The sequence below is a fragment of the Candidatus Gracilibacteria bacterium genome, assembly GCA_010119145.1.
GTDB lineage: Bacteria > Patescibacteriota > Gracilibacteria > BD1-5 > UBA6164 > JAACSU01.
The window spans coordinates 73,357-98,280 of the sequence record JAACSU010000009.1 but is presented as its reverse complement, the minus strand read 5'-3'; the positions used below and the strand labels follow the sequence as shown (position 1 = coordinate 98,280).

The window sequence follows — 24,924 nt, the reverse complement described above, 5'->3', positions numbered from 1 at the left end:
TTAGGATTTTTCAAAAATATTTTTGCAATAGCCAGTCTCTGTTTTTGACCACCTGAAAGCTTCACTCCGCGTTCTCATATCTCAGTATCTAGTCAATTTGGAAGTTCGTATACAAAATCAGCATGAGCCTGCGTTATAATAGATTTAATTTCAGTCTCTTCTATATCTTGACTCACAGCATAGAGTAAATTTTCTCGGACTGTCCCATCAAAAACACTCGGTTCTTGAGTGAGATATCAAATATCTTTATAATAACTTTTCAGACTTGTTTTAGAAAGTTTTTGTCCGTCTATTATAATCTCTCAACTATTCGCTCTTATATAACCAGCAATAAGTTTAATGAGTGTCGATTTCCCTCACCCACTTGGGCCAACAAAAGCTGTTACATTTTCTCATTGAAGCTTCAATGAGAAGTTTTTAAAAATAAGATTATTTTCATCATATCCAAAACTCAAATTTTTAAGTTCAATGGTTCCATTTTTATGATTAAAAGTAATTCATTCTTCATAGCCTTGAATTTGAGGTGTTGTATCAAAAAAATCCCAGAAAACTTGAACTTCAGCAAAATCCTTTCAAAAGTTTTTTAAGAAGTCTAAAAAGTTAAAAAAAACACTCTGCATCATTAGTAAAGCTCAAGTAAGTCCTGCAATATATCATAGAGATATATCTCAAGAAAAATATAATTTTCAAAAGTAATGAAATACAAAAAATAATAAAATTGCTATAATAAAACTTCAAACAAGAAAAAATGGCACTAAAAATATAGCCATTTTTTGATTATAAACTATTTGTCACTCATGTAGTTCATTTAGTTTTTTAACCTCTTCTCAAATCTTCTTAGATTGTAAAATTTCAATCTTAGACATAATAATTTTGACCAAATTTTTAGACCATATATTATCTAACATTATACGTTTTTTACGGAGTCATAAGACTTTATAATTTAAATAAAGACCTAAACTCGCTCAAAAAGTTAATAAGATAGTTAAAATAAGTATGAGGATATTATTTATTTGAGACAATAAATAGAAGCTGATTCATACTGACATAATTAGACTAATACATTCTATTAAAACTCTGTCAATGAGTGTTGACCACATTTTAATTCACTTTGAAATAATTGCGATTGATTTTCCTGTTCATATTCTTTCTTGTACCGTATTATCAAAAACAATATACCTTGGTATATAGTATGATTCAATACTTATCCTATATCTATTATATGAATAGGTCCATCACTTATATAAGGAAAAGACAATAAAAAACATTACTATAAATCATAAACCATACTGAAGAAGCAACTGTTGAAATAATTCCTGATTTTTAACTTCAAATGAATATGTCACATCTTTTACAAAAAAGATAAATATAATTCAAAATGAATATTGAGCTATAAAATAAATAACTAAATAAAAAGTAATGGATAAATTACTTTTTATTGGACTAAAAAATCTACTTATTTTACGTAAAATTGTTGGTTCTGTTATTTTCTCTGACATAAAAAATCGCTATAAGTATTATGCATACTATAGCGATTTATGTGATTATTAAAAGTTCTAGTTTAGCCAAAGAGTTTTTCAAACGTTCCCTTTTTAGAGTTTACATTGAGTTTCTTTTCTTGGGCTAATGATTCGTAGAGTTCTCGTTCTGTTTTTGTAAGTTTTTTAGGAACTGGAATATTTATATGAATCAGTAAGTCTCATTTCATATCTCTTTGAACGTCCTTGACACCATCTCAGGATAATTTAATAGTGCTCGCAAGTTGTGTTCAGGCCTCAACTTTGAGTGTTCTTTTTCAAAGTATTGGAATATTTATATCTTTTTTTGTTCCAAGTATAGCTTCTATAAGATCTATTTCTACTTCATAATGAAGATCGTTTCATTCACGAATAAGACCTTTTTCTTCTGTTTGTACATGAAAACGAACAAATAAGTCTCATGAGGCTTTAGTTCCAGCTCCGTCATTTCCTTCTCAGGTCAATTTAATAACCATACCATCATCTATTCCAGCAGGAATATCTAAGTCTATAGTATGTTTTTTAAGATTTCTTTTTTCTCCATGACACTCAGTACATGTTTCATCAAATATTTCTCATGAACCGTTACAATCTGGGCAGGCTCTCGTTTGTTGAATTCTTCCAAATGGACTCTGAGATGCATACGTCACTTGTCATGCTCCGTGACAAGTAGAACAGGTTTTTTTTCATGAACCTCCATCCCCGTCACATGTTTCGCACGCTACTCGTTTATTGAATTTTATAGTTTGTTTTCCTCAGTAGATACTTGTTTTGAGATCTATCGTGATATCATGTTCAAGATCTTCACCTCGTGTCTCTCTTCTTGCTTGTGTTCTTGATCATCCGGATGAAAAACCTCATCCAAAAAATGAATTAAATATGTCTGATATGTCTTCTCCAGCAAATCATGCACCTCAAAAACCTGAGGCACTTCACCCAGTACTTCCATAAGTGTCATATTGCTGTTTCTTTCAGGCATCAGAAAGCACGGTATACGCTTCGTTTACCTCCTTAAATTTGATTTCAGCATCTTTATCACCTCCAGTTCTATCTGGATGATACTTCATCGCAAGTGATCTATATGATTTTTTAATAGTGATTTCATCAGCATGTCGCTCCACTCATAGTATGTCGTAATAATCTTTTTGTGCCATTGTGTATTTAATATTGTTACGTAAAAATAATCCAGCAATGCTGGATTATAAAAAAGTTCTTTCAAAATGCAAGCTCTTATATACTTGCAAAGTCACGAAATATAACTGCACCTACAGCTTCTTTATCTCATTCTCACAACTGTAAAACTCTATCAGCTTTATCTTTTGTAAGTTCAACCCTTTCGATACTTTCTAATGAACCTTGTTGTAATTGATTACTTCAGTCTTCTCACAATCTTTTAGTATTATCCATAACGTTAAACTTTAGAATATAATTATTTTTTTCAATTGAGAACTTGCATAGTATTGTAAGTGCTTCACACTATAGCACTCGCAACAACAGGGACAAAGTTATACGGAGTTACTGCTTCCCAGTTTACTTTTCATTGGTCAAATGCAATCTCTACAGCATGCTGTAGCTCCCAAGCATCATCAAACTCTTTAAAACTATCTAAAGCCATAATCACAAACTTAAAAAGTATACTAGATTAATCAATGATATTGATTACTATAATGTTATTGCCCACTTGGGTCAAAAGTAAATACACCTATTATGCTATACTTTTCTATATTTTTACTTGTAATAAGTATTTTTTTCTCGCTTATAACTCTTTGAGTTTTTGTTGGATGAATTCCATATATATCTGATTATGCAAGCATTATAGCGAGTTTTTTTTCTGCTTATTTACACATTGTAAGTATAATTATATTCATAGGAGCATTGGCTCTCTTTCTCCAACAAAAATCCTGGCTCCAAACTATTATTGTTCTTATTTCTATTGCTAATATCATAGGAACTCTGATTCCGATATTTGCTGTATTCAAAGTATCTCAGGATCTGTGAACTAATATTTCACTTTTAAAAAATCTGGATGTAGTTCTCAATCGATCTCAGCCTGATACTTCTAAGTCAGTCGTGTATCACGAAGTAGATGGTAAAAAACTCCATATGGATATTAGTCCATCTACACAATCCGAGTCAAAAAATAAAGCTCTTGTACTTATACATTGAGGATGATTTATAGCATGAGAGAGATGAGAAGAACCAGTTTGGACTGAGTATTTTACAAAAAGAGGATATACAGTTTTTGATGTATGATACAGACTTGCAAATCCCCAGTACCACACCTACAATAAAGCTGCAACAGATATAAATACCGCACTCGTGTGGATTAATAACAATGCATCACAGTACAATTTAGATATGGACAGTCTCGTAATAGTAGGTTCATCCGCAGGAGCTTCTCTCGCTCTGCAAGCCAGTTATGGTTGAGAATCAATTTTCCCAGCTGAGATACAATGAGAACTTCCAGTAGTTCAAAAAATAATCGCTCTGTTCCCAGCAACTGATATGGAAGCTCTTTGGAATTTGGACACTGATTTTATTTGAATCAATTCACGTGAGGTCTGAAGAAAATATGTCGGTGGTTCTCCTGAAGAATTCCCGAATGAGTATGATATGATAAATTCTGCAAAACTCGCGAAACTATGAGCTCCAGAAACACTGGTAATCCATGGACTTGCTGATACACTTATTCCAAGTGAAACACTCTCACCTCTCAAGCAAAAACTCGATGTAATAGGAACAAAAAATACTTTTGTATATATTCCATACGCAGTTCATGGCTACACCTATTTTGAAAATACTCTAGGCTTTCAAATAACAAGACAACTCGTATCAGAATTTTTAAATATAGAGAAATAAACTATGTATACCACGGTTCATTTATGACAAGATAGCTCCAAGATATCTCGGTATCTTTCAAACACGCTCTTGGATGAAATAGAAAATACCCTCTCAAAATGAGAATCAGTACTTCTTTATCTCAATAAGCGTGGAGCCTATAATTCACTGATTTGCCAAGATTGTCAGTATTTATTTGAGTGTCAAAATTGTGATACGAGTCAATCGGTGCATCATAATCCAAACCACTTACTGTGTCATCTGTGTACTAATCGAGTAAATATGCCACTGAAGTGTCCAAAATGTGCAGGGGTTAAACTTATGTCTATAGGAGTTTGAACCCAACAAATCGAAGAAGCACTAGGTAAATATTTTGTAGGGAAAAATATATATAGATTCGATTCAGATTCAATGAGAAATATCTCGAGCAAAAAAAACGCTCTCAATGACTTAGACCAGGCAGATATCATTATAGGAACAAAAATGATTACTACTTGATTTGATTTTGAAAAAATTGGATGTATTGGAGTGATACTCGTTGAGCAAGAATTAGGTTCTCCAAATTACGACGCAACTGAGCGAGCCTACTCTAATCTCAAACAGCTTATAGGTCGATGAAATAGAAAATCACAAGAAACAACAATAATACTCCAAAGTTTCATTCCTAAAAATGAGATGATACGTAGTTTAGTTGAAAGTAATTTTAAAGACTTTCTCATGCAAACTCTTACAGAGAGAAAATTATTTTCATATCCCCCATTTGGTGAGGTTGTAAAACTTGAGTATCGACATCCCGATGCAGAAAAAGCACTTACTTATATAAAAAAACTCGCTCACACCCTGAGAGAATATAACAAAGATAATAGCTATATTATAATCCCTTGAACGAGCACTTTTAAGAAAAATAACTCGTATCACGTAGCTTGTCTTATTAAGTGAAAAAATACAAGACTCCTGTTATGAAATATAAAATCTCAAATACTGCATGAAGTAAAACTCTCAGTTATTTTTTCTTAAATAAGTTTTTAACACTAAAATTTTTCGAGTCTTGATTTTAACATCATTTTAGACACAATAGAGTTATATATTATTATATTTACACCACTTTTCATGAAATTTGAAATATCTACAAAAGCACTTCAGAAGTGACTCTCTGTAGTTTCTCACGCAACTGCTTGAATCACTACCACTCCTATCCTAGAAAATATACTTATCAAAGTACAATACAAAAGTATCATACTTACAGCAAATAATTTAGAGATGGCAATTGAGTACATTCTCGAAGATGATGTCAGCATTCAATCAGAATGAGCTTATTCTGTGCCATCGAAACTATTTTCGAGTTACATCGGACTCCTGAGTGACGACACCGTAAGTATTGAACTCGTTTGAAATGGATCTCTTGAAGTTAAAACAGCAAGTGGAAAAACAAAAATCAAAGGAATTGCAGCAGAGGAATTCCCTGTTATCCCAAATATTAAAGAAGAACTCTCTCTTTCTCTGAAGTGAAGTGTCGTAAAGCGATCAATTGAAAAGACACTTTTCTCAAGTGCTGAGTGAAATATACGACCTACACTTGCTGGACTCTTTGTTCAGATTACAGGGACAGATGCAGTCTTTGCATCAACAGACAGTTTTAGACTCTCTGAATATAAAACAATATTAGAAACAGCGAAATGAGATACAAAATTCTCACAAATCATCCCAAGTAAAACCTGTTATGAAATCAAAAGTATTCTTTGAGATGATGAGGATGTTACCATTGTAAGTGGTGAAAATCAAATAGCATTTTTCTTCGGAAATGTGAAGTTTTATTCAAGACTTTTAAACGGTAAATTCCCTGACTATAAAAACTTTTTTCCAAATTCATATACTACAAAATGAGTGATAAATAGATATGACCTCATGCAAGCTCTAAGAAAAATCAATCTCATCTCTAAAGAGAATAATTACTCAATAAAAATGAGTTTCTCAGCAGAAAATGGAATTCTCCTCGAGACATCAGAAACTCAAATTTGAGAAGGTGAAGTACAACTTGTTTGAAGCGTAGAAGGAGAAGATGCTATAATCTGAATCAACTCCACTTACTTTCTAGAAGCACTTTGAGTTATCGAAACAACGCACGTATCTCTTCAATTTGAAAATCCACTCGCTCCAATCCTCCTGCTTCCTGTTCCAGACGAAGGAGCTAAAAAAGCTCTGCCAGGACAATTCAAACATATAATTATGCCACTTAAGATATAAAATAAAAATCCCTCACGGGATTTTTATTTTGTTTACATTTTTTGAATTTCCTTACTATGAGTATGTACTATGTGTATTTTTTAATATTCAAATATGAGTTTTACAGATAAATTATCTCACTATCTCAAGTTGAGTGAAGAGAAATGAATTATTGATAGTTCTCAAAAGAAAGAAATTATTGCTCTCGTGGAGAGTGAAAGCTCTTGAGTTGGATTTATGAAAATTCTGTCTGTTATTGGAGCAATATGTGTTGGTATTGGAGTAATACTTATTATATCTAGTAACTGGTCAGAGTTTCCAAAGTTTATAAAACTCGTCCTGAGTATCATGATTCCTATTATTTCTCTTGGTATTTGATATTTTTTCACATACGTTCAAAGCGAACTAAAAATACTGTGAAATGCGTTTACACTTCTAGGTTGAATACTCATTTGAGCGACTATTGCACTTATCTGACAAATATATAATTTCGACTGAACGGTAGGTTCCCTTCTTCTGATGTGGTTTATACTTTCTCTCCCACTTGTGTTTGTATTCAAACTCAAAACTTTGGCTGTTTTGTCTACAGCTTTATTTTACTCAGTAATATTTTATTATACTACAGAAGGTATTTTCATCTGATGGCAAAATGAAAAATATATTCTTGCAGTATTTGCCGTAATTTCTGGAGTAATGACTATAGCTTCATACTTACTCTCTCAAATACTAGATTGAAAATATAGTTATTTAATTACACCAGTAGGAATTATTTCACTCAAAATTTTGTTTTTAATACTTTTTGTAGGGACAATGGATGACTGGTTTATGTTCTTATGAGAAAGTTTTTGAGCTGTTCTATCTCACAATATTCTCTTTCTTTGAGTCGTATGATGAACTATGTGGTGGGCAAATAAAAATCACGAAATTCTTCTCAGACATACGACATTTATTTGGATTTGAATCTATATATTTGCAAAATATATAGAACTATTCTCTTGATACCTACAAGCGTGAATATTTTTTATTGTAACAGGATTATTTATAATATGACTGGTTTATAGCTTTATAAAAATAAACACATTTCTCAATAAAAATAATACTACTTCATAAATTATTTTCCTGTGGAAAACACTACTAAACCAACTCTAAAAGCACTTATAGTAACTATTGTCTGAATCATTGCGTTTCTTTGAATCATTATATGAGTTCAAGAATACACTCTCTATTCGGGTGAAGAAATATTTTTAGAAACGGCTCCCGTAGATCCAAGAGATTTACTAAGATGAGACTATGTTACCTTACGATATACGTTTGAAAATGACGCACAAGTTGAGAACTATATTATTCAAAATAATGTGCAAGATGGAACTGTTCTCTACATAAGTTTTTTGAAAGATATAGAGAATAAATGAACTGTTTCTTGAGTATCAGAAATAAAACCAAACTCTGGAATATTTATACAAACAAAAGTCCAGGAGCAATCATGGTGGAGCTCATGAATCGAAACTGGTATTGGAAAATATTTTGTTCCCCAGTGAACTGGAAGAGAAATTGAGAGTATCAGATGAGATATGACGGTGCTAGCAAAGATAGATAAATATGGTACTGCTAAAATAGTAGATATATATTACCAGTGAGAAATAATTAATCCTAAAACATTCAAAGCTCCATAAATAAATTCTCAAATTTGAGAGTTTATTTTTTTTGTTCTCTGTGTGAAAGAGCTTCTCATATCACCTTTCTCAGGTCATCTATTCCATCTTTTTTTACAGAAGATATTGTCATAACTCTCGCTCAAAAAAATACACTTTGAGTAAAGGCTTTTGTTTTTGATACTTCTCATTTTCAAAGTTTATCAATCTTACTCATAACCACCGTGATTGGGAGTTTAATATCCTCAGTAATATACTTGTACATATCTATATCTGTTTGCTGAGGTCAGATTTTTCCATCACATACAAGTACTACTTGTTTAATAGTATGTTTCTTTTCTTCAAGATACCATGATATAAGAGAGTCTAAATCTTCTCGCATCGTTTGCCCCATTTTGGCAAAACCATACCCTGGGAGATCAGTGAAGTGGTATTTTTCATTTACAAAAAATATGTTCGCTGTTCGCGTCTTCCCTGGTTTACTTGAGGTTTTTACAAGATCTTTTTTTTGCATGAGCGCGTTCATAAGACTAGATTTTCAAACATTCGAACGTCCAACAAACACTACTTCGTTTCTTTTCTCGAAGAATATTTTTTCGTCTTGAATAGATACAGATTTCACAAACTCTGAACTTACTATTTTCATATTGAATGATAATTACTATTTTTCAAGCCTATCCTACAAAAAAAAGTAAATAATACAATTCTAATTCATACAATAGCTTTGTATTTTGGATAGTATTAATTTCGCTTTCCTCAAGTATATATGCTATTATTAGATTATATATTATTACATGTATCTATGGAAACAAATAAAAAAGCTATATGAAACGCTATATCTGCGTATTTTATGTTTTTTATATGCCTCAGTTTTTTATGGAGTAAAAACTCAAATATTAATCATCCCTTTGTAAGAAACCATGTGAAAACAGCTATTGTAATACAATCATTGCTTATGTTGAGTCTTATAATTATGTGATTTGGAATCTGATGAAGTATTATACTCGTGTGATATTCTCTCAATACGATAATTACCATTCTTCTTTGTTTATTCTTCTTTTGATGTTTATGATACGGAGCCTATAAAGCTCATTTATGAGAGAGTGTTACCAGTCGAGAAATATTCAAAACTTCAGGAATGAAGAGAAACTTTTTATCAGAGACTAAAAATGCAGAGTATTCTGAAGAAACAAAAAGTAATCTTATATTCGGACATGTTCCTTTTATTGGATATATTGTATACGGAAGAAATAGAGAAGTAGAAAAACTCGAAGACATTACGTTTTTTAATCTCTTAATTACAATCTTTGCTGTCATTCTCTCTATTTTTTGATATCTATCACTCGCTAGTATCCTGATGCTTGCATATATAGTTTGGTCAGTCTATCAGTCAATCAGACTTGTAACTCAAAATGAAATGACTACTTTAGACCTCAGTGTATTGCCAAGTCCAGAAAGAAAATATATAATACAAAAATCTATGTTTATGTATGTATATAATATGCTCTTTCAAAAAACCTTTGTATCTCTATCTCACATCATTGATACTAAATACGCGCAATATAAAGAAAAAGAGTTACAAGAAACTCAGAGACTTCTTCTCTTAAAAGAAAGTACAGTTCCCTCATTTTTATTTTATATTCCTTTTATAAATATAATTGGACTCTGATTTTTTGCTTCAAGAGAGCAAGTGCATATCAAAAATGGACTCACTCTTACATTTATTTTTGTACTTATTATTCTATTTTTCTGAGTAAATAGTTATTTATTAGTTCTATTGGCCATTCCAGTTTTTTATGGAATTGGATATCATACAAGACTTGGGTATCATATGCCTTATATCTATGATATTCACAACTTTTTTACAGGATTTTTCAGTTGAATCGCAAGAATATTTCGTAGAACAAAAAAGTTACAACAAACTGTAAAAAGTGAGAAAATAACTATTACTAAAAATGAAACAATAACAGATACTATATGAACAGAAATACGCTCTCCTCAAGGAGATACACCTTTGAAAAATGAAGAGTTAGTGATTATTGAAGATGTAGATTCTTTTAAATAAAACTAAAAAAAGAGAACGAATCGTTCTCTTTTTTTTATGTTTGAAGTATATAAAATCATATAACACTTGAAACTGTTTCACATCTCAAAATCCTGTCTCCGAAATGAACTAAATTATACTTACTTTTCAGAAAATCTTGTATTTCTCTTTGAGAAAATCATCCTTCAGGACCAACGAATATATTTACAGCATCATAATTCAAAAAAATTATTTTAGATAAGCTGAGTGAGTCTTTTCAATCAGTATGACATACTATATTGTAGCTGTTGTTTTGTTCAAAAGAAATGAGATTTGTAGTTGAAGGAGTTTCTAAGTATTGGATCTCTGGAATGAGATTTCATCAACATTGTTCTACTGCTTCGACAGCGATTTTTTCCAATCTCTGTTTCTTATTATCTGTCAAAGCAAGTTTTTGACTATTATCCGAATCAAAAAAAACAATTTTATGGTATCAAATTTCAACACATTTTTGAACGATAAATTCTATTTTACTGAGTTTATTTGGGAAAGCTTGATAGAGTATAATATTTCAATTATCTGTATTTTTTTGAATAGTATTCACAAGACTTAATACAACAGAGCTTTTATCTATTCAAGTTATTTGATACAAAAAGTCTAATTTTTGTACTCCATCAAAAAATACCACCGATTGACCGACTCGAGCACGCATAACTCGAGTAAGTTGGTGATATATTTCTTTGTCAGTGAGAGTAATCTCATTAAGAAATTTAGTATTTTGGAGATAGATTCGTTGCATACGATGTTATCTAGGCATACCATAAAAATCCATCCCTGTTGTATCTACCATAGATTTTGTGAGAAAGTTTTTCTTTTTTCCTTTGAGGAAAAAACCACGTTCATCGATAATACCCTGTTCTATAAGTGAAGTAGGATTTTTAGTTGAGAGCTTTTTCTTTGGAAAACTTTTTTTATTTTCAAAATAATGTGTTCGCTCCTTGTATGATTGATTCTTACGAGTTTGTGGGTTTTCATTTCCAATATACACCTGAAATGATTTCTTTTTCCCTTTAGAGAGCTTACGTGCTGCTGCTTGTTTTTTTACAATATTTGATTTAAGACCGTGACTATTAGCCATATGTTTACTACTTTTATTTTTTAAATTATGTGAGGATTGTACCCAAAAATTTACTTTTATCAATGCTATTTTAGTTGATTTATTGATTCATACAAGACACATTAGATATTTTTTTTAAAATCTGCATACCATCCTATTAGTGGAAAAATAAATTTTGGAATCCAATATGGAAGCCAACTTGCATCAAAATAATGAATAGTATAGGTATTTTTTGTAATACACATATCTCATTGCGGCTCAAAATACGCATAAGGATAAAAATATTCTTTTGGATAAAGTGTATAATTATCTCACTGTATAATTTCTCAAGTGTATTTTGTTACTCAATGACCTTTAAATATTGTATTTACAAGATTTGGTAAAATAATTCTCGTATTTTTATACTGATAATACTCTAAGAATTCTTTGACGATTTCATTATTTTTCTTGGCTCACATACAAGAGCATCATAATGAAAAAATGTCTTGGAATCCTGTGAAAAATTCATTCTCTCTCAAAGAATCAAAATTTTTAAGTATTTCAATATCTGTATCTACATATATTCATCCTTCGTGATACAGAGCGTACATTCGTACATAATCAGAAACGAATGCCCATTTCTTTTTTTTATAAAACTTCTGAGCATAGCTATGGTTTTTGAGGTCGAAATTTTGCTCATTCCACTCCCAAATTTGATACTCTGGACAGTATTTTTTCCACGAAGCAATACAGTCGAGCACTTTCTGTGGCTTAGGTTTTCAACCAAACCAGCAATAGTGTATTATTTTTGGTATTTTATTTCACTGCATTCCTCGCTTTTAAATAATAATGACTTATGATTCTCAGAGTAAAATAAATAAGTGCAAAAGCAAAAAGTAGAATTGCAACTATATAAACTGGATGCTGATACTGGTGTACAGTACTTCAAAAATACATTCATATTGTCGTAATTATGAGTGAGCTCGTAGCAACAAGTAACGCATCTAGTACTAAAAAATTATATGGTTTTTTGAGATACGAACCAAGGTAGAGGAGTCCAATACTTGTGAGAGGTGGAGTATATTTAATTAATACTAGTGTATCAATGAGCTGGTGAGAATCTATAAAATTATTGAGTTTTTGTATTTTAGCGTCATTGTCTTTTGATTTTTTAAAACCTTGAAATATTCTTCAAAAATAAAAATGGGCAACATCTCAGATAAAGTCTCCAAGAAATGAAAAAATATATACAAATATAAACCCAATTCATAAGTTTGGAGCGAGCAGACTCAGAGCAATAATAGTAATAGGTCACTCAATAACCACTGCAACAACTAGGAGTATATAAAATATAAACTGATACTGCATATAGAAATTAAGGGCAAATTCTAGCATTTATAGGTGAGAAGAAATAATGGTATGAATTTTTTTAATAGCATGTTGTGTACTATTTTTTAATTCTAATACATCAACATAATCTAGTCGCATAATAAGAGAGTTCAGTGGGTCTTGCTCTACTCAAAAAACAAAATTATTTTTTTCTGAGAGCGATAAGGCTAAATATTCCTGTTCAGTTTGACCTGGAGTAGGGAAAAAAATAGCCTTTTTTTTGAGTTCTGCACAATCCATAATAGTAGTATACCCTGCTCGAGAAATGATAACCTCAGCCCTATGAAAAAAATTCTTTCTTTGTTCTCAACATACCGATGGATATACCGTTATATTATTTTCCAGTTCTAAAATTTCTGATGAATTTGAATCACCAAGAATAAATACTTTTTTTCATGGGAGACTTGCTGCTTCTGCTAAGAGTTTTTTTACAAAACTATCCTTATTTTCAAGGAGGTAACCACTAATAGTAAAGAGAAAATCAATTTTTTCATCATGTGCATCGCCTGAATAATCATACAGAGATGAGAGAATTCCTACATAATGATGTTTCAGCATATTGACCCAACTCGGGTGTGACAGATTTCCAGCAAGAGATTTTTTCTGAGAACTATAATCAGGTATAAAAACACAATCAAAATTCTTAAAATACAAAAAATCTCACAAATCAACAGGCTTAGAAAAGACTTGGAGTCCTTTGGGCATAACAAAAGAAAGTTGATGAGTTAACAAAAAACATGGTATTTTTCGACTATAGGCACCATATTTTCCATCTGAGAATATAAAATCGTATTTTTTTTCTATTTTTTTTACAAAATTACGTTCTTTGCGAATCAATACATTTATAAGCAATATATCCATCATGAGAAAATAATAATATTTTCACCCTTCTCCTCTTTCTAACTTTGGATAGTCTTCATATTCTATAAAATTTACACGCTTTCATGTGAGCTCCTCTTTTAAATACATCAGCGCATTTCCTGAACACATAATATCAATCTCATATCAATTTTTGAGATAATACTCAACGATTACGAGAGAACGTGTTGCATGTCAAAGTCCTAATGAACTAATAGCAAAGAGTATTTTATTTTTTTTCATTCAGCGCTTGTAAATCAACTATATAAAGAATTCCATCACTATAAAAATCATCTCAAAAAACATTTTTAGCTACATAGGAATCTACAAATTGAATTTTTGAAACCTTTGACACAACTCAAGCATCTTCAAGTGAAGTAAGTGTATAATCTCTCTCAGCATTAATATCAGGATCAATAGTATGGATTATATTCCACTTGAGACCAATATCAAAAACTCATACTCACACATATACATTTTTACCTCTTATTTGCTTCCCTGTTTCCCAAACTCGTATATGATGCCTTTCTCGGAGATTAGTTACATCAGGGAGAAACTGAAACGCAAATTGCTGAGTCGTGTTATTCCAAAACAAAGGAGTCACAGGAGCACTTTCGTATGGTGTCTTAAATAAGACATTTGATATAGTTTTTTTAAATGATTCATAATTATACAAATCTCATAGACTCCAACCTGCAGATTTAAAAGCATTAATCAAAGTAGAATCTGATTCTGCTAAAAATAGGAAATGAATATTTTCTGCATTTTCTCAAATAAGCGTTTGAGTATATCTCATTTCGTCTGTTATAAATACATCTTCAATAGAATCGACTCGTTGGCTCTTTTGGACTTCTTGAACGGAGACTCTTTCATATGGATTATTTTGTACATACAATACAAAAAATACTATTGCTCAGATTAGTAAAAATAATGTGTATAAAGAAGCCTTTTTTTTGATAGTATGTCTCAGTTTTTTTGTATTAAGATACTCACTGAGTCAAATAGCAAAGACAAGCCAGAGTGCTCCAATGAGATATCCACCCAGTACATCACTGAGAAAGTGAACTCATAAGTACAGTCGTGATAAACCAATCATCCCGATAACAAGCAGAGCATAAAAAGTAATCCAAACTTTATACTTCCAAATCTGCGTCCTTTGAATTAATATCCAGGCAATAAATCAATAAAATAATACAGCCATCATCGCATGTCAGCTTGGAAAACTAAAACTATATTCAACATAAATTGGGTAGAGTGGACGATCTATTGAAAATATATTTTTCAATCCAAGCGCAAAAGCTGTTGCCCCAGCTATAGATATTCCAAATGCTACTATTTCATTTTTTCTGTCATATAAAAATAAAAATCCACTGAATATTAAATAGAGCCCTATAATTACCTCTGCACGAGAAAGTGAAGTAATCCATAAAAACATATCAACTCAAAGTGGAGTTCTAATAGCCTGAAAAAATAAATCTAAATTTGTATCAAGAAATAAACTCGCAGGCGACTCAAAAACAAATTCCAAGAGTCCCGTAAAAGCGCTCACTAGATATATAAAAAAGATAACAAGTATAGTTAATGGGAGACCTGTAAATAAGTCTGAACTAAATCTACGAATCAGCCATCACTCAATTTTTGGATATTTTAACCTAAGCTTTCTCACAAATCAAAGACTTCAAATATAGTCTCATAAAACTGATATACTTCTCATAAATAGCCTAAGGCTTCTCTTTCCATATTCTATCAAAATATATTGCAGAACTGCTGCCACCATAAATATTACAAAAAGTACGACACTAAAATAACTTACTGCATCTACAAGTTTTGTTGAAATTGAAAGTGAGTATGAAAATATATAAGGAAATCAAAAAAATATACTGACCCACAAGAGATTTCAAAGTGCTGCGTAATATAAAAAAGTATTAAAATTAACTCTACTTGCCCCACAAATACTGGGAGCAAATTCTTTTACACCTGGAATAAACCTCCCCAAAACCAAAGACTGAAATAAACTTTTATGAACTCAAGTAGATACTGATTTAAAAAAAACAGATTTTCAAAGTTGTTTTTTTCATGATCCTACCATAGATCAAAATCTTCTTCACAGATAGTAATCAAACAAACTCCCACTCATTCCACCAGTAAAGGCTGCTAAAAATATCATTTCAGGACGAAGTCCATTTTGAACTCAAAAAAATGAAATTAAAAATACAACGACAGCACCAGGAAATATAAATCAAACCCCCAGTAGAAGTTCAAAAAAAGCAGCAAAATATACGACTAAATATATTACATTTCCATAAGACTCTAGCATCGGAATGACAAAATCTAATTGATTAGGTATCACAACAAATAACTCAAAAAATATTATATTTACTATAGTTTGATTTTCTCTAAATACAAGAAAACCAAAATTTTACTATTTTCTTACATGCCAACTGTAACGTGAAACTATATTATTATTTTAAATAAAATTATGAAAAATAAATATTGAAATTTCGCAGTGATGATGGCCGTATCATTTGTTTCGATGTACTTCATTATGTTTCTAAATATCTTTGAAATAAGTCATTACTACAATAGTATTACTCGAGTATATATGACACTGCTTATGATAGCGCCAATGGCTCTTATTATGCTCTTTTTCATGAAGGATATGTATAACAATTCAAAAATAAATGCAGCAATTATTGCAAGCTGTGTTGTTTGATTTACACTTGTATTCTTAGCACTTCGTAGTCAATTTCCAGTTTGAGATGTACAATATATGAAAGCGATGATTCCTCATCACTCCTCTGCCATACTCACTAGTGAACGAGCTGATATCCAAGATCCCGAAGTTCGAAAACTGGCCGATGATATTATTAAAGCACAGGTAAAAGAAATAGCTGAAATGAAGGCACTGATTCAAAAATTAGAAAATAAGTAATAAAAAAAAGATGAAAATATTTTCATCTTTTTTTTTTATTTTTAGAAGCATAATTTCACTACACATTATCTACAGCGAGTTTCAATTTTGTTTCAGCTGTTTCAGCCATCGTTTGCAAATTATTATTTTCAACTACAGAGAGTGCAACACTTGGAACTATAGCAGAGATAAATACTTTTGAGTCACTTTCATAGACTATAACATTACATGGAAGTAAGAGTCCTATTTCAATTTCAGAACTAAGAGCCTCAAATGCAAGTTTTGGATTACAAGCTCATAAAATAACGTATTTATCCATATTCTCTCAAAGTTTTTCTTTCATTTTTTCTTGAATATCTATATGAGATAATACTCAAAATCCTTGTTCTTGTAATGTATGTGTAAGACCATCTATCGCCTCTTCAAAACTTATATTTACTTCTCTTGTGTATCCATATTTATTCATAATATTTTCATTATTTAGTAAGTATTACATGTTCATCATGAGACTAGGAAATAGTATCATTGATAGTATCATTCAAAGCATAACAGTATTTTCAATAATTGTCACCTTCGTCATCGGGAGTTTCCAGTATGTTCCCATACAGGCACAGTATATATTTTTTCTTGAAGCTACCACTCGATGCGCACTCGCAATTCATAAACCAGAAATAATAATTCCCACTATATTTGCTATCGTAGTATACTTCATTTGTGTATCAAAGATGTATACTATTCAAAGAATAATTTCAATGAATGGATGCACATATCAATATGTAGGTATTTTTTGGGCAATGAAATCATATTGACTAAAGTTTTTTACAAAATCTTGAATACTATAAAGTTTCATTACTCAAAAAGCTCAAAACCAGACTCCCATTAAATACATCATAAAAGTATTTGATGGGAATAAATATGTTAACAATATACTGAGGACTCAAATTATAATAAGTAAAACATACAGTGGCGCTAGTGCTGATTCTTCAAAAGAAGCACTAAAAATCTTTTTCTCCATATCTAGATTAATAAAAATAAATTATTCAACAGTGATCACTCAGGTCATATCTTCATGACCATCTCAACAATAATAAGCACATCTATATACATATTCTCACGGTTCATCAATCTGGAATTCTATATTTTCTTTTCATACGAGCATTAAATCAGGAATTGCGATTCAATGAAGTGTATCAATATTGTTCACATTTATCGTAACGTTATTTCCAGAATTTATATATATTTCATCACTAGAGTACTGCCACTTTGTAGCATCTAATGTTATAATTTTTTGAGAACTATTATCCTGTGAGATTTCAATCTCAGAGGAATTGTTTTTAGAAATATTATCATTCACTATTTCACTTATATTGTTACTTGAAATAGTTTTTCATATATCGTTTTTACTCTCACTGGATGTGTCTTTTTCAAAACTACAAGATCACAACAGAAAGAGAAATAAAGAAATAATTAAAATTTTATATATCTTCATATTTTTTATTAGTAAATAAAAACTATTCACTGACGGTAAAGTTCATCATCATACGAGATGAAAGATGTTCAGCAATATGACAGTGTGCCATCCATTTTCCTGGGTTACTCATATCAATAAGAATATCTACATACTCACCTTTTTTTACGAGAACAGTATCCTTCCAAACTAAGTTATTAGATTTTGTTCCATTTTCATCTATCACCAAAAATCTTTGACCATGAAAATGAATCGGATGTTGCATTGGATGATCTCCATCAGCATTATTTTGGATTCTGACTTTTACAACATCTCACACTTTAAAGTTCCAATTTATATCCATATTACTTTTTCAAGTAGATGGTTCAATAATTTTCCAATCTAGCATTCCAGAAGTATGCATTTTATTCATTTGAACCATATTGTCTTCCCATTCTATTCATCCATGATCATCATCTTCTCACATCATATTCATATTCATACCCATCATATCAATATCGAGCTCTATTTTTTTATCAACTGGACCATCAAAGAACTTTCTATAGGTATCAATATCTGTAACAACGTCATTATTCGTTCTAAGGTTATTAAATGCTGCAACAATGTTTGTATTAGGAGTTCAAGTCTTGTTCTCCGCAACTACTACCGTTCACAGTTTTGAAATACTTTCTGGTTTCGTATTTTGCATATCAAAGTTTCAACTATTAGGAAAATATACTTCTACAATATATCTCTCAGCTGGAGCAATAATAACTGAATCAATAAATACTTCCTTTTCATATTTTCCAATATCTCCTCAAACGAGTTTCATCTTCGCGCCTGGTATTTCAAAGTTAAATACTCTGGTATTTGCAACATTCGTGAGATAGAGTCTTTGCACATCTCAAGCATTTGCTTGAAGTTTGAAGTCTGTCTCACCATTAATGAGCATAGTATTTCCAAATCTTCCCATAATCGCATAGTTCGCAAAATCATCTGGTAGATTCGCTATTTTATCATTTTCCATAAGGATATCATCCAAGATGATAGTAGATTCTTTATTGACTGGATTATAAAAATCAGCTGAAGTTGGTTCAGCAATAAAATTTCCGTATAAACCAAGTTCTTGTTGCATATCTTCACGAACGTGAGGGTGGTACCAAAATACTCCTGTATCTGGAAAATCTAGTACGTATGTAAAACTATCTCACGTATTCATAACATCTTGTGTTCCACCCATATCCTTTGGTACTCCATCCATCGTGTAATCTCATCGTAATCCATGCGAATGCAGCGTTGTTTCAAGTCAAGGAACAGAATTTACAAACTCTACATTTATTTTAGCACCCGTTGGAGCCTTGAGAATTGGTCCAGGAACTGAGCCATTATAAGCGAGCATGGTAACACTATTGTTTCCTATATCTTTTTTCACAAGTGTCACTTCCATTTTATAGCTATCTCCATCTTTGAGTTCTACGGTTTCAACTTTTCGAGCATCTGGAAGAGTTGCTGGATCTATATCCATAAATGAAGTATCCATTTTCATAGGATCTCCTGATGCATTTTTATTTCTTAGTTCATTATATGGCTCACATCCAGCCATTTCTGCCATCATAACACAATGATCTGCCATCCCTTGGTCATATCAAGGAAATGTGTCAGTTCACATGTTCATTCCATTTTCCATATCCATACCTTCCATATTCATATTCATATGTGACATAAATATATAGCTTGCACCCGCTCCTATAATAAGTATTAATACTCAAATTATAGAATATAATATATAATTTTTATTCATTTTCGCTTGATTTAAAAAATAATACCTAAAAAATACGCTTCTAAAAAGGATAGCATGAATTGAGTATTATATTTAATTGAGTAGTTTAACCACTCAAACTAAAGAGTGATATTGATAGTTTTTAATGACTCTCCATACATTTGGAGGGGCAAAGATGAGAAAAAATATAAGAAAAGCAGATATAAAAATATCTTGCTTCAAGAGAGAATGAAATACTGTAACAGAGATTATAAACTCTTGATACACAAACAAGCTATTAACTGTACTTTCTTGAATTGAATCTGTTGAGACAAGACAATGCGAGATACAATTGTTGTTATTTACATCTCAATGATTCATATGAGCACTTTGTAACATCAAAAAAATAGGCACGAGGAGAAATGCCATGAACAATCAAAGAGTGAACAAAGATGTTATTATTTTTTTCATATCCATATTATATTCCGAGTATTTCAAATATCAACTGTAATTTTTTACATAAGAACACGGTAAGCTTCAAGTAAATTTTAAATTTTATGTATTTATAAATCTCATTACAATATTATAAATTTACACTCTAATACTAATAGATGATGAAACATGTAGCCGTATTATCACTTCTAAGTATAAGTCTCATAGCTTGCACTGATGAAGTAGTAGAATCTAAGTCTACTATGAGTTTTGAGATACCTGCTATATTTACACAAGTTGATAACTCAAATCCTATCACCGTAAATGGAAATGAGATACAACTCAGTGGAGACAAACTCATTGTATGAGACGTACTTACTGACATAGCATTAGACAAACGAGCTGATTTTTTTGATACAGTATGAACTGGATCCATCAACGATTACTCTGGTTATAAACTCATAGAAACCGTTCCTTCGCTAGATACACCTGTTTGTACTTTACAAACTCAACAATTAGAATTTGCTGCAGGAGAATTTGAGGATGTGACATTTATTGTTATTTCTAATGACACTCCCTTTGCACTACAAAGATTTTGCGCTGCTAATAAAATAGAAAATCTCCAGGTTATGAGTGACGCGCGGACTCGAGAATTTGGGAAACAAAATAGTCTCTACATGGAGGATTATGGACTCCTGACTCGATCTATTATGATTGTTGATGAAAATAATGTTATACAGTATATTGAATATGCAGACGAAGTAACTTCTGAGCTCGATCTTCTCAACGCACTCGCTTTTCTGAAAGATATTACGACTCAATAATATATTTGAAAATAGATAAAAAAAATAATATCTCAACTGAGATATTATTTTTTTATCTTACATACACTTAAATCCTTTATTATAGAGTAGTTTGCGTAGAGCAGGAATAGGATAGATGCAAATTTAAGTTCCATACCATAAAATGGAAATACGGAGACTATACTAGCGAGTCAAATATAAGAAGCCAAGGTAATTGAACAAGCGGGACATCCAGCAACAAGTATACCTAGGAATCATCCAACAACTCCCACTCAAGAGTTTCAAGCTGAAAATGTTTTTATTTTATAGAGAGTTGATCCGAAAAATATACCAAAGAGTAAGGCAATAGTATACGTAAGAATAGTTTCTGTAATATAATATTTATAGCCCAAATTTCAAATAATGAGCTCTGAATTCGTGAAATACAAGCTTGGGAACAGGATTATTGCAGCTCAGACTATAAATCAGAGATAAAATAAAGGTGAAAGAAGAAGTTTTTTAATATTTTGTATCATAGAGTTCTCATAAATTAGGAATATATATTATATTCCTAATTTATATTTAAGCCAATTATTCTATGTGTTTTTTAGTAAGTAGATACTTAGATCTAAACAAGAATTTGAAATTATCTCTTTACTCAACTGAATAGTTCTTCGTCAATTAGATCAGATGACTGATCAGATTTTTTGATGACAGAAATATCACCAGTGGTTTCAAATACGCACGCGTCAACATCATGGATATGTCGTACTCATGCTATTCTTAATTGCTCCATGAGATTCTCTTTCGTAAGATTTGATGAATCTAGGTTTGATTGTAGTATTTTTCCATTTTCTATAAGCATATATGGAGAATTAGCAAAAATAGACTTTATGCTTGGAACATACTTATACATAAGCAAAATAGCCGACTGAGTAGCTAATATAATAGCAATAACTGAGATTCATCGTAATACAGATGTCGTTTCACTCACCATCATGGTTGCAAGGACAGATCAAATGGCAATCGTGGAAGCGAAATCTATTCAATCTATTTTTGCGAGAGATCTTTTTCCAAATATACGCAATAGTAATTGAAGTCCAACCAGTCCAACTACAACTGCTAGAAGTAAATTGGGAAAATATTGAAAAACAGACTTTATAACTTCAATCATAAAAAATAATCAGAAGATAAAATACATTCATATTAACTATTTTATGTATAAATAGTGTAATGAAAACAAAATAAGCATATCTAGAATTTACTAAATATGCTTTTAGACACTTATATTCCACGTCCTCTTGGCATATCTCCATCATGTAATACAGACTCAGAATGCAATAACTTAGCTGCCAGAGCTGAATCTAGAACCTTTAGAGCGCTTCGTTCTATCATTTGCTTTTCAAAATCTTCCAGCAGAGTTGTTCTAAGTCATTTTTCTCTCCACTGCGAATCTGGACCACATTTTAACGTAATGTCTCGTGCCAAATCTAATGCATCGAGAATTGCCTGATTTGCTCATTGTCACTTGAAAGGACTCATGGGATGCATTGCATCTCAAAGAAGGGTTATACTTCAGAAATTTTTCATAAATTCGGGTTCAAGCACTTCTCTATCATATACCGGATAACCTGTAATTCTAGAAGCGTCTGTTGCATGTAATATTTCAGGAATAGGAGTATGCCAATCTCAGAGTCTATTTATACCTTCTTTTTTGAGTGCTTCTGGTCCATTTTTACTCAATACTTTTGCGTCCGCTTCAGTCATTGGGAAACTCATTTGCCACATAATATTATTTTTATCATATGGCATCATATATATTCGCTCATGTCCATTCACTGTTTGAAAAACTGTTGCAGAGTCCAGAAGTGAACTTTCTAGATTACTCAGTGACTTTAGAGGACAAATACCTAATATAACTATGCAACCCAGATAGTGGAGTGGTGATATATCTTCTCCTATTGTTACACTCCGTATCCGACTGCGTATACCATCTGCTCCAACCACTAAATCAGCCATGGATATAAGTTTCCTGTCACCTACCTGAAACTCTAACTCAATCTGCGATTTAGAGTTATAGGTTAGTTCTTTTAGATTATACCCCCATGCTATTCCTCTATCATTATGCAAGCCCGCAAGTAATTCAGAGCGTAGAGCTTGTCTTGAAATATGTACATTTCTTCGCTTTCATGGTTTTAAAATACCTATATCTCATAACTTTCTCCTCCCCCATTCTCCGATAATTGTCCCTTGAGTATTATGAACCACATGTCTTGTTGAAATTAAACCATCTTTTAGTTCAAAAATTCCTAATCATTCTATAGCTTTACTAGCTTGTTGAAGTGTTAAGCCATAACCTTGAGAACGAGCATCAAAACTCTCATCTCGTTCATAGAGCGTATAAGGAATTCCTCGGTGAAGACAGGCAAGAGCAAGAGCTATTCATCCTATTCATCCTCCAATTATCGCAACATTAGGATAATTAATAGTATCTACTTCGGGGAAATTATCTGATTGCTCTAGCCCAGTACCAGCACAATATGAACAATTATCTATATGAGGAATGAGTGGTTTTACTTTTGTCATTTCGATCACTCCCTCTTCAATTTGTTCTAAAAGCTTCGCGTGACGACGACGAGCTCGCTTTCAGATACTTAGTTTTATTTTTCCTTGTCATTGGCACTGAGTGCAGGATTTGTAATATTGTAACATTCAATAATTTTTGAATTTCTTAAATTTTTTTAAAGTTTACTGATAAATGCTATTTATTCAATGTAGCAAATACTTCAAATATAAATATAAAAGTATTTTTCACGTCTATTAAACACAAAAAAAAGCTCCTCTTTCGAGAAGCTTTTTCGTTTGCTTTCATATTGGAGCACCTTAGTGAAGGAAGTGAGAACTGAGATAGTGACTCTTTAGATATTATTTTATTCTCAATCTAGAATTCTCTTTGCAGCATCAGCTCAATCATCTACTTGGTCTTGAGCTTCATCTGAAAAATACAGTTCAGGATTTACAATTATTCATTTATATATACCTTTTTCTAGAAGTGTTTCATCAGTTAGTCAGTTTCTAGGAAATAATATAATATATCATTTCCCTTCATATCTAAAACTTCCAGCATATTCTCATACTTGTCTTACAGAGTCAATTGAATTAGAATTATATTTATTTGATGCTAAACTGAATCTTTTATGGATATCATGTATTAATCTATCTAAGTTATCAATATCACACTCTAATAAAAGTTCCTGATTCCAAACTCAGTCCTGTAATTTGAGCCCATCTCAAAAATCTACACTAAAATCAATTTGAGCTGCTCAAACCATTGCTTCATACATATTTCTAGAAAAACATGTTTGAGTTCAATATATATCTACTCATCAAAAGTTTTGAGTGTAAGTTCATGTATTAAGTGTATTTATAATAGTCATAATTTATACTTCTCAATCTAGAATATTCTTTGCAGCATCAGCTCATATATTCACCTGTTTTTGAGCTTCCTCTGAAAAATATGAATCTGTATTTACTATCATTCACCTATATATACCATTAACAGTATCAGTTTCTCAAAGTTTGTGTCTAGCATGGAGAAAATTATAAAATTTTCCATTATAATCAAATTTTCCATCATATTCAGGAATATATTCTTGTTTTCACTCTCTTGCTGAAATAGATTGGGTAGTTTTTTCATCTTGCTGAAATCTATCTTGAAATACAGAAATATCTCTATTTCTTTCATCTTCATTAGCATACTCAACTACAAAATGATTATTTCAAATATCAAAAATATTTCTGCCATTATCAAACTCTATTTTTTGAGTTTTAGGTCATGTGAAAAAATAGTTTCCCATTACCATTTGCTCTACTGCTTTAGCAAAATTTCAGGTCACTTTTAAATCATAAAAAATAATTTCCCTTCACTGAAAAGTTATAGGTTCAATATCTGTTAATGATCTAGTATCTGTAGTATGAATACTCATTTTTTTATATT

Annotated in this window: 29 protein-coding genes; 8 read left to right on the top strand and 21 right to left on the bottom strand. The window is 31.4% G+C overall.

The annotated features are described in order from the left end of the window. The 4 genes from GW846_05650 to GW846_05635 form a co-directional block, all read right to left on the bottom strand. Positions 1-1,499 (bottom strand): ABC transporter ATP-binding protein (locus GW846_05650; protein ID NDK10230.1); only part of this gene is annotated, 1,499 nt, incomplete at its 3' end. A 62-nt stretch (positions 1,500-1,561) separates the two neighbouring features. Next, a complete protein-coding gene (gene dnaJ / locus GW846_05645) occupies positions 1,562-2,671 on the bottom strand; it encodes a molecular chaperone DnaJ (GenBank protein NDK10229.1) in 1,110 nt (369 codons plus the stop codon). Between the two features lie 76 nt (positions 2,672-2,747). After that, complete coding sequence (locus GW846_05640; protein NDK10228.1) at positions 2,748-2,924, bottom strand: hypothetical protein; 177 nt, start codon at positions 2,922-2,924, stop codon at positions 2,748-2,750. A 22-nt stretch (positions 2,925-2,946) separates the two neighbouring features. Continuing rightward, entirely contained in the window at positions 2,947-3,132 is a 186-nt protein-coding gene (locus tag GW846_05635; GenBank protein NDK10227.1) for a hypothetical protein, read from the bottom strand. A 92-nt stretch (positions 3,133-3,224) separates the two neighbouring features. On the opposite strand from GW846_05635, the gene GW846_05630 reads away from it, so the two are divergent. From GW846_05630 to GW846_05610, 5 genes are all read left to right on the top strand, one after another. Next, positions 3,225-4,376, top strand: coding sequence for an alpha/beta hydrolase (locus GW846_05630; GenBank protein NDK10226.1), 1,152 nt, complete (start codon positions 3,225-3,227; stop codon positions 4,374-4,376). Positions 4,377-4,379: 3 nt separating this feature from the next. Beyond that, positions 4,380-5,372 carry a primosomal protein N' gene (gene priA, locus GW846_05625; protein NDK10225.1) on the top strand — a complete coding sequence of 331 codons (993 nt, stop codon included), beginning with the start codon at positions 4,380-4,382 and terminating at the stop codon, positions 5,370-5,372. Between the two features lie 93 nt (positions 5,373-5,465). Continuing rightward, positions 5,466-6,599 (top strand): DNA polymerase III subunit beta, encoded by a 1,134-nt coding sequence (gene dnaN, locus GW846_05620; protein NDK10224.1) that lies wholly within the window; start codon positions 5,466-5,468, stop codon positions 6,597-6,599. A 93-nt stretch (positions 6,600-6,692) separates the two neighbouring features. Continuing rightward, positions 6,693-7,688 carry a DUF2157 domain-containing protein gene (locus GW846_05615; GenBank protein NDK10223.1) on the top strand — a complete coding sequence of 332 codons (996 nt, stop codon included), beginning with the start codon at positions 6,693-6,695 and terminating at the stop codon, positions 7,686-7,688. 11 nt (positions 7,689-7,699) lie between these two features. Beyond that, entirely contained in the window at positions 7,700-8,251 is a 552-nt protein-coding gene (locus GW846_05610; protein ID NDK10222.1) for a GDYXXLXY domain-containing protein, read from the top strand. A 22-nt stretch (positions 8,252-8,273) separates the two neighbouring features. Here GW846_05610 and GW846_05605 read toward each other — a convergent pair whose 3' ends face one another. After that, the gene (locus GW846_05605) at positions 8,274-8,876 is read right to left on the bottom strand and encodes a YihA family ribosome biogenesis GTP-binding protein (GenBank protein ID NDK10221.1); all 603 of its coding nucleotides are present in this window, start codon (positions 8,874-8,876) and stop codon (positions 8,274-8,276) included. 156 nt (positions 8,877-9,032) lie between these two features. Between GW846_05605 and GW846_05600 the strand changes: the two genes are divergently transcribed. Continuing rightward, entirely contained in the window at positions 9,033-10,295 is a 1,263-nt protein-coding gene (locus GW846_05600; GenBank protein ID NDK10220.1) for a hypothetical protein, read from the top strand. A gap of 34 nt (positions 10,296-10,329) precedes the next feature. On the opposite strand, the gene GW846_05595 is transcribed toward GW846_05600, so the two are convergent. The 6 genes from GW846_05595 to GW846_05570 form a co-directional block, all read right to left on the bottom strand. After that, positions 10,330-11,052 (bottom strand): 16S rRNA (uracil(1498)-N(3))-methyltransferase, encoded by a 723-nt coding sequence (locus GW846_05595; protein ID NDK10219.1) that lies wholly within the window; start codon positions 11,050-11,052, stop codon positions 10,330-10,332. Between the two features lie 6 nt (positions 11,053-11,058). Continuing rightward, the gene (locus tag GW846_05590) at positions 11,059-11,391 is read right to left on the bottom strand and encodes a hypothetical protein (GenBank protein ID NDK10218.1); all 333 of its coding nucleotides are present in this window, start codon (positions 11,389-11,391) and stop codon (positions 11,059-11,061) included. Positions 11,392-11,492: 101 nt separating this feature from the next. After that, a complete protein-coding gene (locus GW846_05585) occupies positions 11,493-12,179 on the bottom strand; it encodes a glycosyl transferase (GenBank protein NDK10217.1) in 687 nt (228 codons plus the stop codon). Continuing rightward, positions 12,166-12,744 carry a hypothetical protein gene (locus GW846_05580; GenBank protein NDK10216.1) on the bottom strand — a complete coding sequence of 193 codons (579 nt, stop codon included), beginning with the start codon at positions 12,742-12,744 and terminating at the stop codon, positions 12,166-12,168. Before GW846_05580 ends, GW846_05585 begins: the two co-directional genes overlap by 14 nt. Beyond that, positions 12,745-13,839 (bottom strand): hypothetical protein, encoded by a 1,095-nt coding sequence (locus tag GW846_05575; protein NDK10215.1) that lies wholly within the window; start codon positions 13,837-13,839, stop codon positions 12,745-12,747. It lies immediately after the preceding gene. Then, complete coding sequence (locus GW846_05570) at positions 13,826-15,946, bottom strand: phosphatase PAP2 family protein (protein NDK10214.1); 2,121 nt, start codon at positions 15,944-15,946, stop codon at positions 13,826-13,828. Before GW846_05570 ends, GW846_05575 begins: the two co-directional genes overlap by 14 nt. 129 nt (positions 15,947-16,075) lie before the next feature. Here GW846_05570 and GW846_05565 point away from each other — a divergent pair, with 129 nt between their 5' ends. Continuing rightward, positions 16,076-16,528, top strand: a complete 453-nt coding sequence (locus GW846_05565) for a DUF305 domain-containing protein (GenBank protein ID NDK10213.1) — start codon at positions 16,076-16,078, stop codon at positions 16,526-16,528. 58 nt (positions 16,529-16,586) lie between these two features. Here GW846_05565 and GW846_05560 read toward each other — a convergent pair whose 3' ends face one another. The 5 genes from GW846_05560 to GW846_05540 form a co-directional block, all read right to left on the bottom strand. Continuing rightward, positions 16,587-16,973 carry a DUF302 domain-containing protein gene (locus GW846_05560; GenBank protein NDK10212.1) on the bottom strand — a complete coding sequence of 129 codons (387 nt, stop codon included), beginning with the start codon at positions 16,971-16,973 and terminating at the stop codon, positions 16,587-16,589. 24 nt (positions 16,974-16,997) lie between these two features. Continuing rightward, on the bottom strand, positions 16,998-17,522 hold the full coding sequence (locus GW846_05555) for a hypothetical protein (protein NDK10211.1): 525 nt from the start codon (positions 17,520-17,522) through the stop codon (positions 16,998-17,000). Positions 17,523-17,543: 21 nt separating this feature from the next. Then, complete coding sequence (locus tag GW846_05550) at positions 17,544-17,996, bottom strand: hypothetical protein (GenBank protein NDK10210.1); 453 nt, start codon at positions 17,994-17,996, stop codon at positions 17,544-17,546. 22 nt (positions 17,997-18,018) lie between these two features. Next, complete coding sequence (locus GW846_05545) at positions 18,019-19,755, bottom strand: multicopper oxidase family protein (GenBank protein NDK10209.1); 1,737 nt, start codon at positions 19,753-19,755, stop codon at positions 18,019-18,021. Positions 19,756-19,827: 72 nt separating this feature from the next. Beyond that, the gene (locus GW846_05540) at positions 19,828-20,184 is read right to left on the bottom strand and encodes a hypothetical protein (GenBank protein NDK10208.1); all 357 of its coding nucleotides are present in this window, start codon (positions 20,182-20,184) and stop codon (positions 19,828-19,830) included. A gap of 140 nt (positions 20,185-20,324) precedes the next feature. On the opposite strand from GW846_05540, the gene tpx reads away from it, so the two are divergent. Then, positions 20,325-20,969 (top strand): thiol peroxidase, encoded by a 645-nt coding sequence (gene tpx / locus GW846_05535; protein ID NDK10207.1) that lies wholly within the window; start codon positions 20,325-20,327, stop codon positions 20,967-20,969. A gap of 44 nt (positions 20,970-21,013) precedes the next feature. Here tpx and GW846_05530 read toward each other — a convergent pair whose 3' ends face one another. The 5 genes from GW846_05530 to GW846_05510 form a co-directional block, all read right to left on the bottom strand. Next, a complete protein-coding gene (locus GW846_05530; GenBank protein ID NDK10206.1) occupies positions 21,014-21,463 on the bottom strand; it encodes a hypothetical protein in 450 nt (149 codons plus the stop codon). A 110-nt stretch (positions 21,464-21,573) separates the two neighbouring features. Then, positions 21,574-22,101: a DUF421 domain-containing protein gene (locus GW846_05525; GenBank protein ID NDK10205.1), complete on the bottom strand. Its 528-nt coding sequence runs from the start codon at positions 22,099-22,101 to the stop codon at positions 21,574-21,576. Positions 22,102-22,211: 110 nt separating this feature from the next. Beyond that, a complete protein-coding gene (locus GW846_05520) occupies positions 22,212-23,639 on the bottom strand; it encodes an FAD-dependent monooxygenase (GenBank protein NDK10204.1) in 1,428 nt (475 codons plus the stop codon). A 218-nt stretch (positions 23,640-23,857) separates the two neighbouring features. After that, positions 23,858-24,364: a hypothetical protein gene (locus GW846_05515; GenBank protein NDK10203.1), complete on the bottom strand. Its 507-nt coding sequence runs from the start codon at positions 24,362-24,364 to the stop codon at positions 23,858-23,860. A gap of 3 nt (positions 24,365-24,367) precedes the next feature. Next, positions 24,368-24,913, bottom strand: a complete 546-nt coding sequence (locus GW846_05510) for a hypothetical protein (protein NDK10202.1) — start codon at positions 24,911-24,913, stop codon at positions 24,368-24,370. Positions 24,914-24,924: the final 11 nt, after the last annotated feature.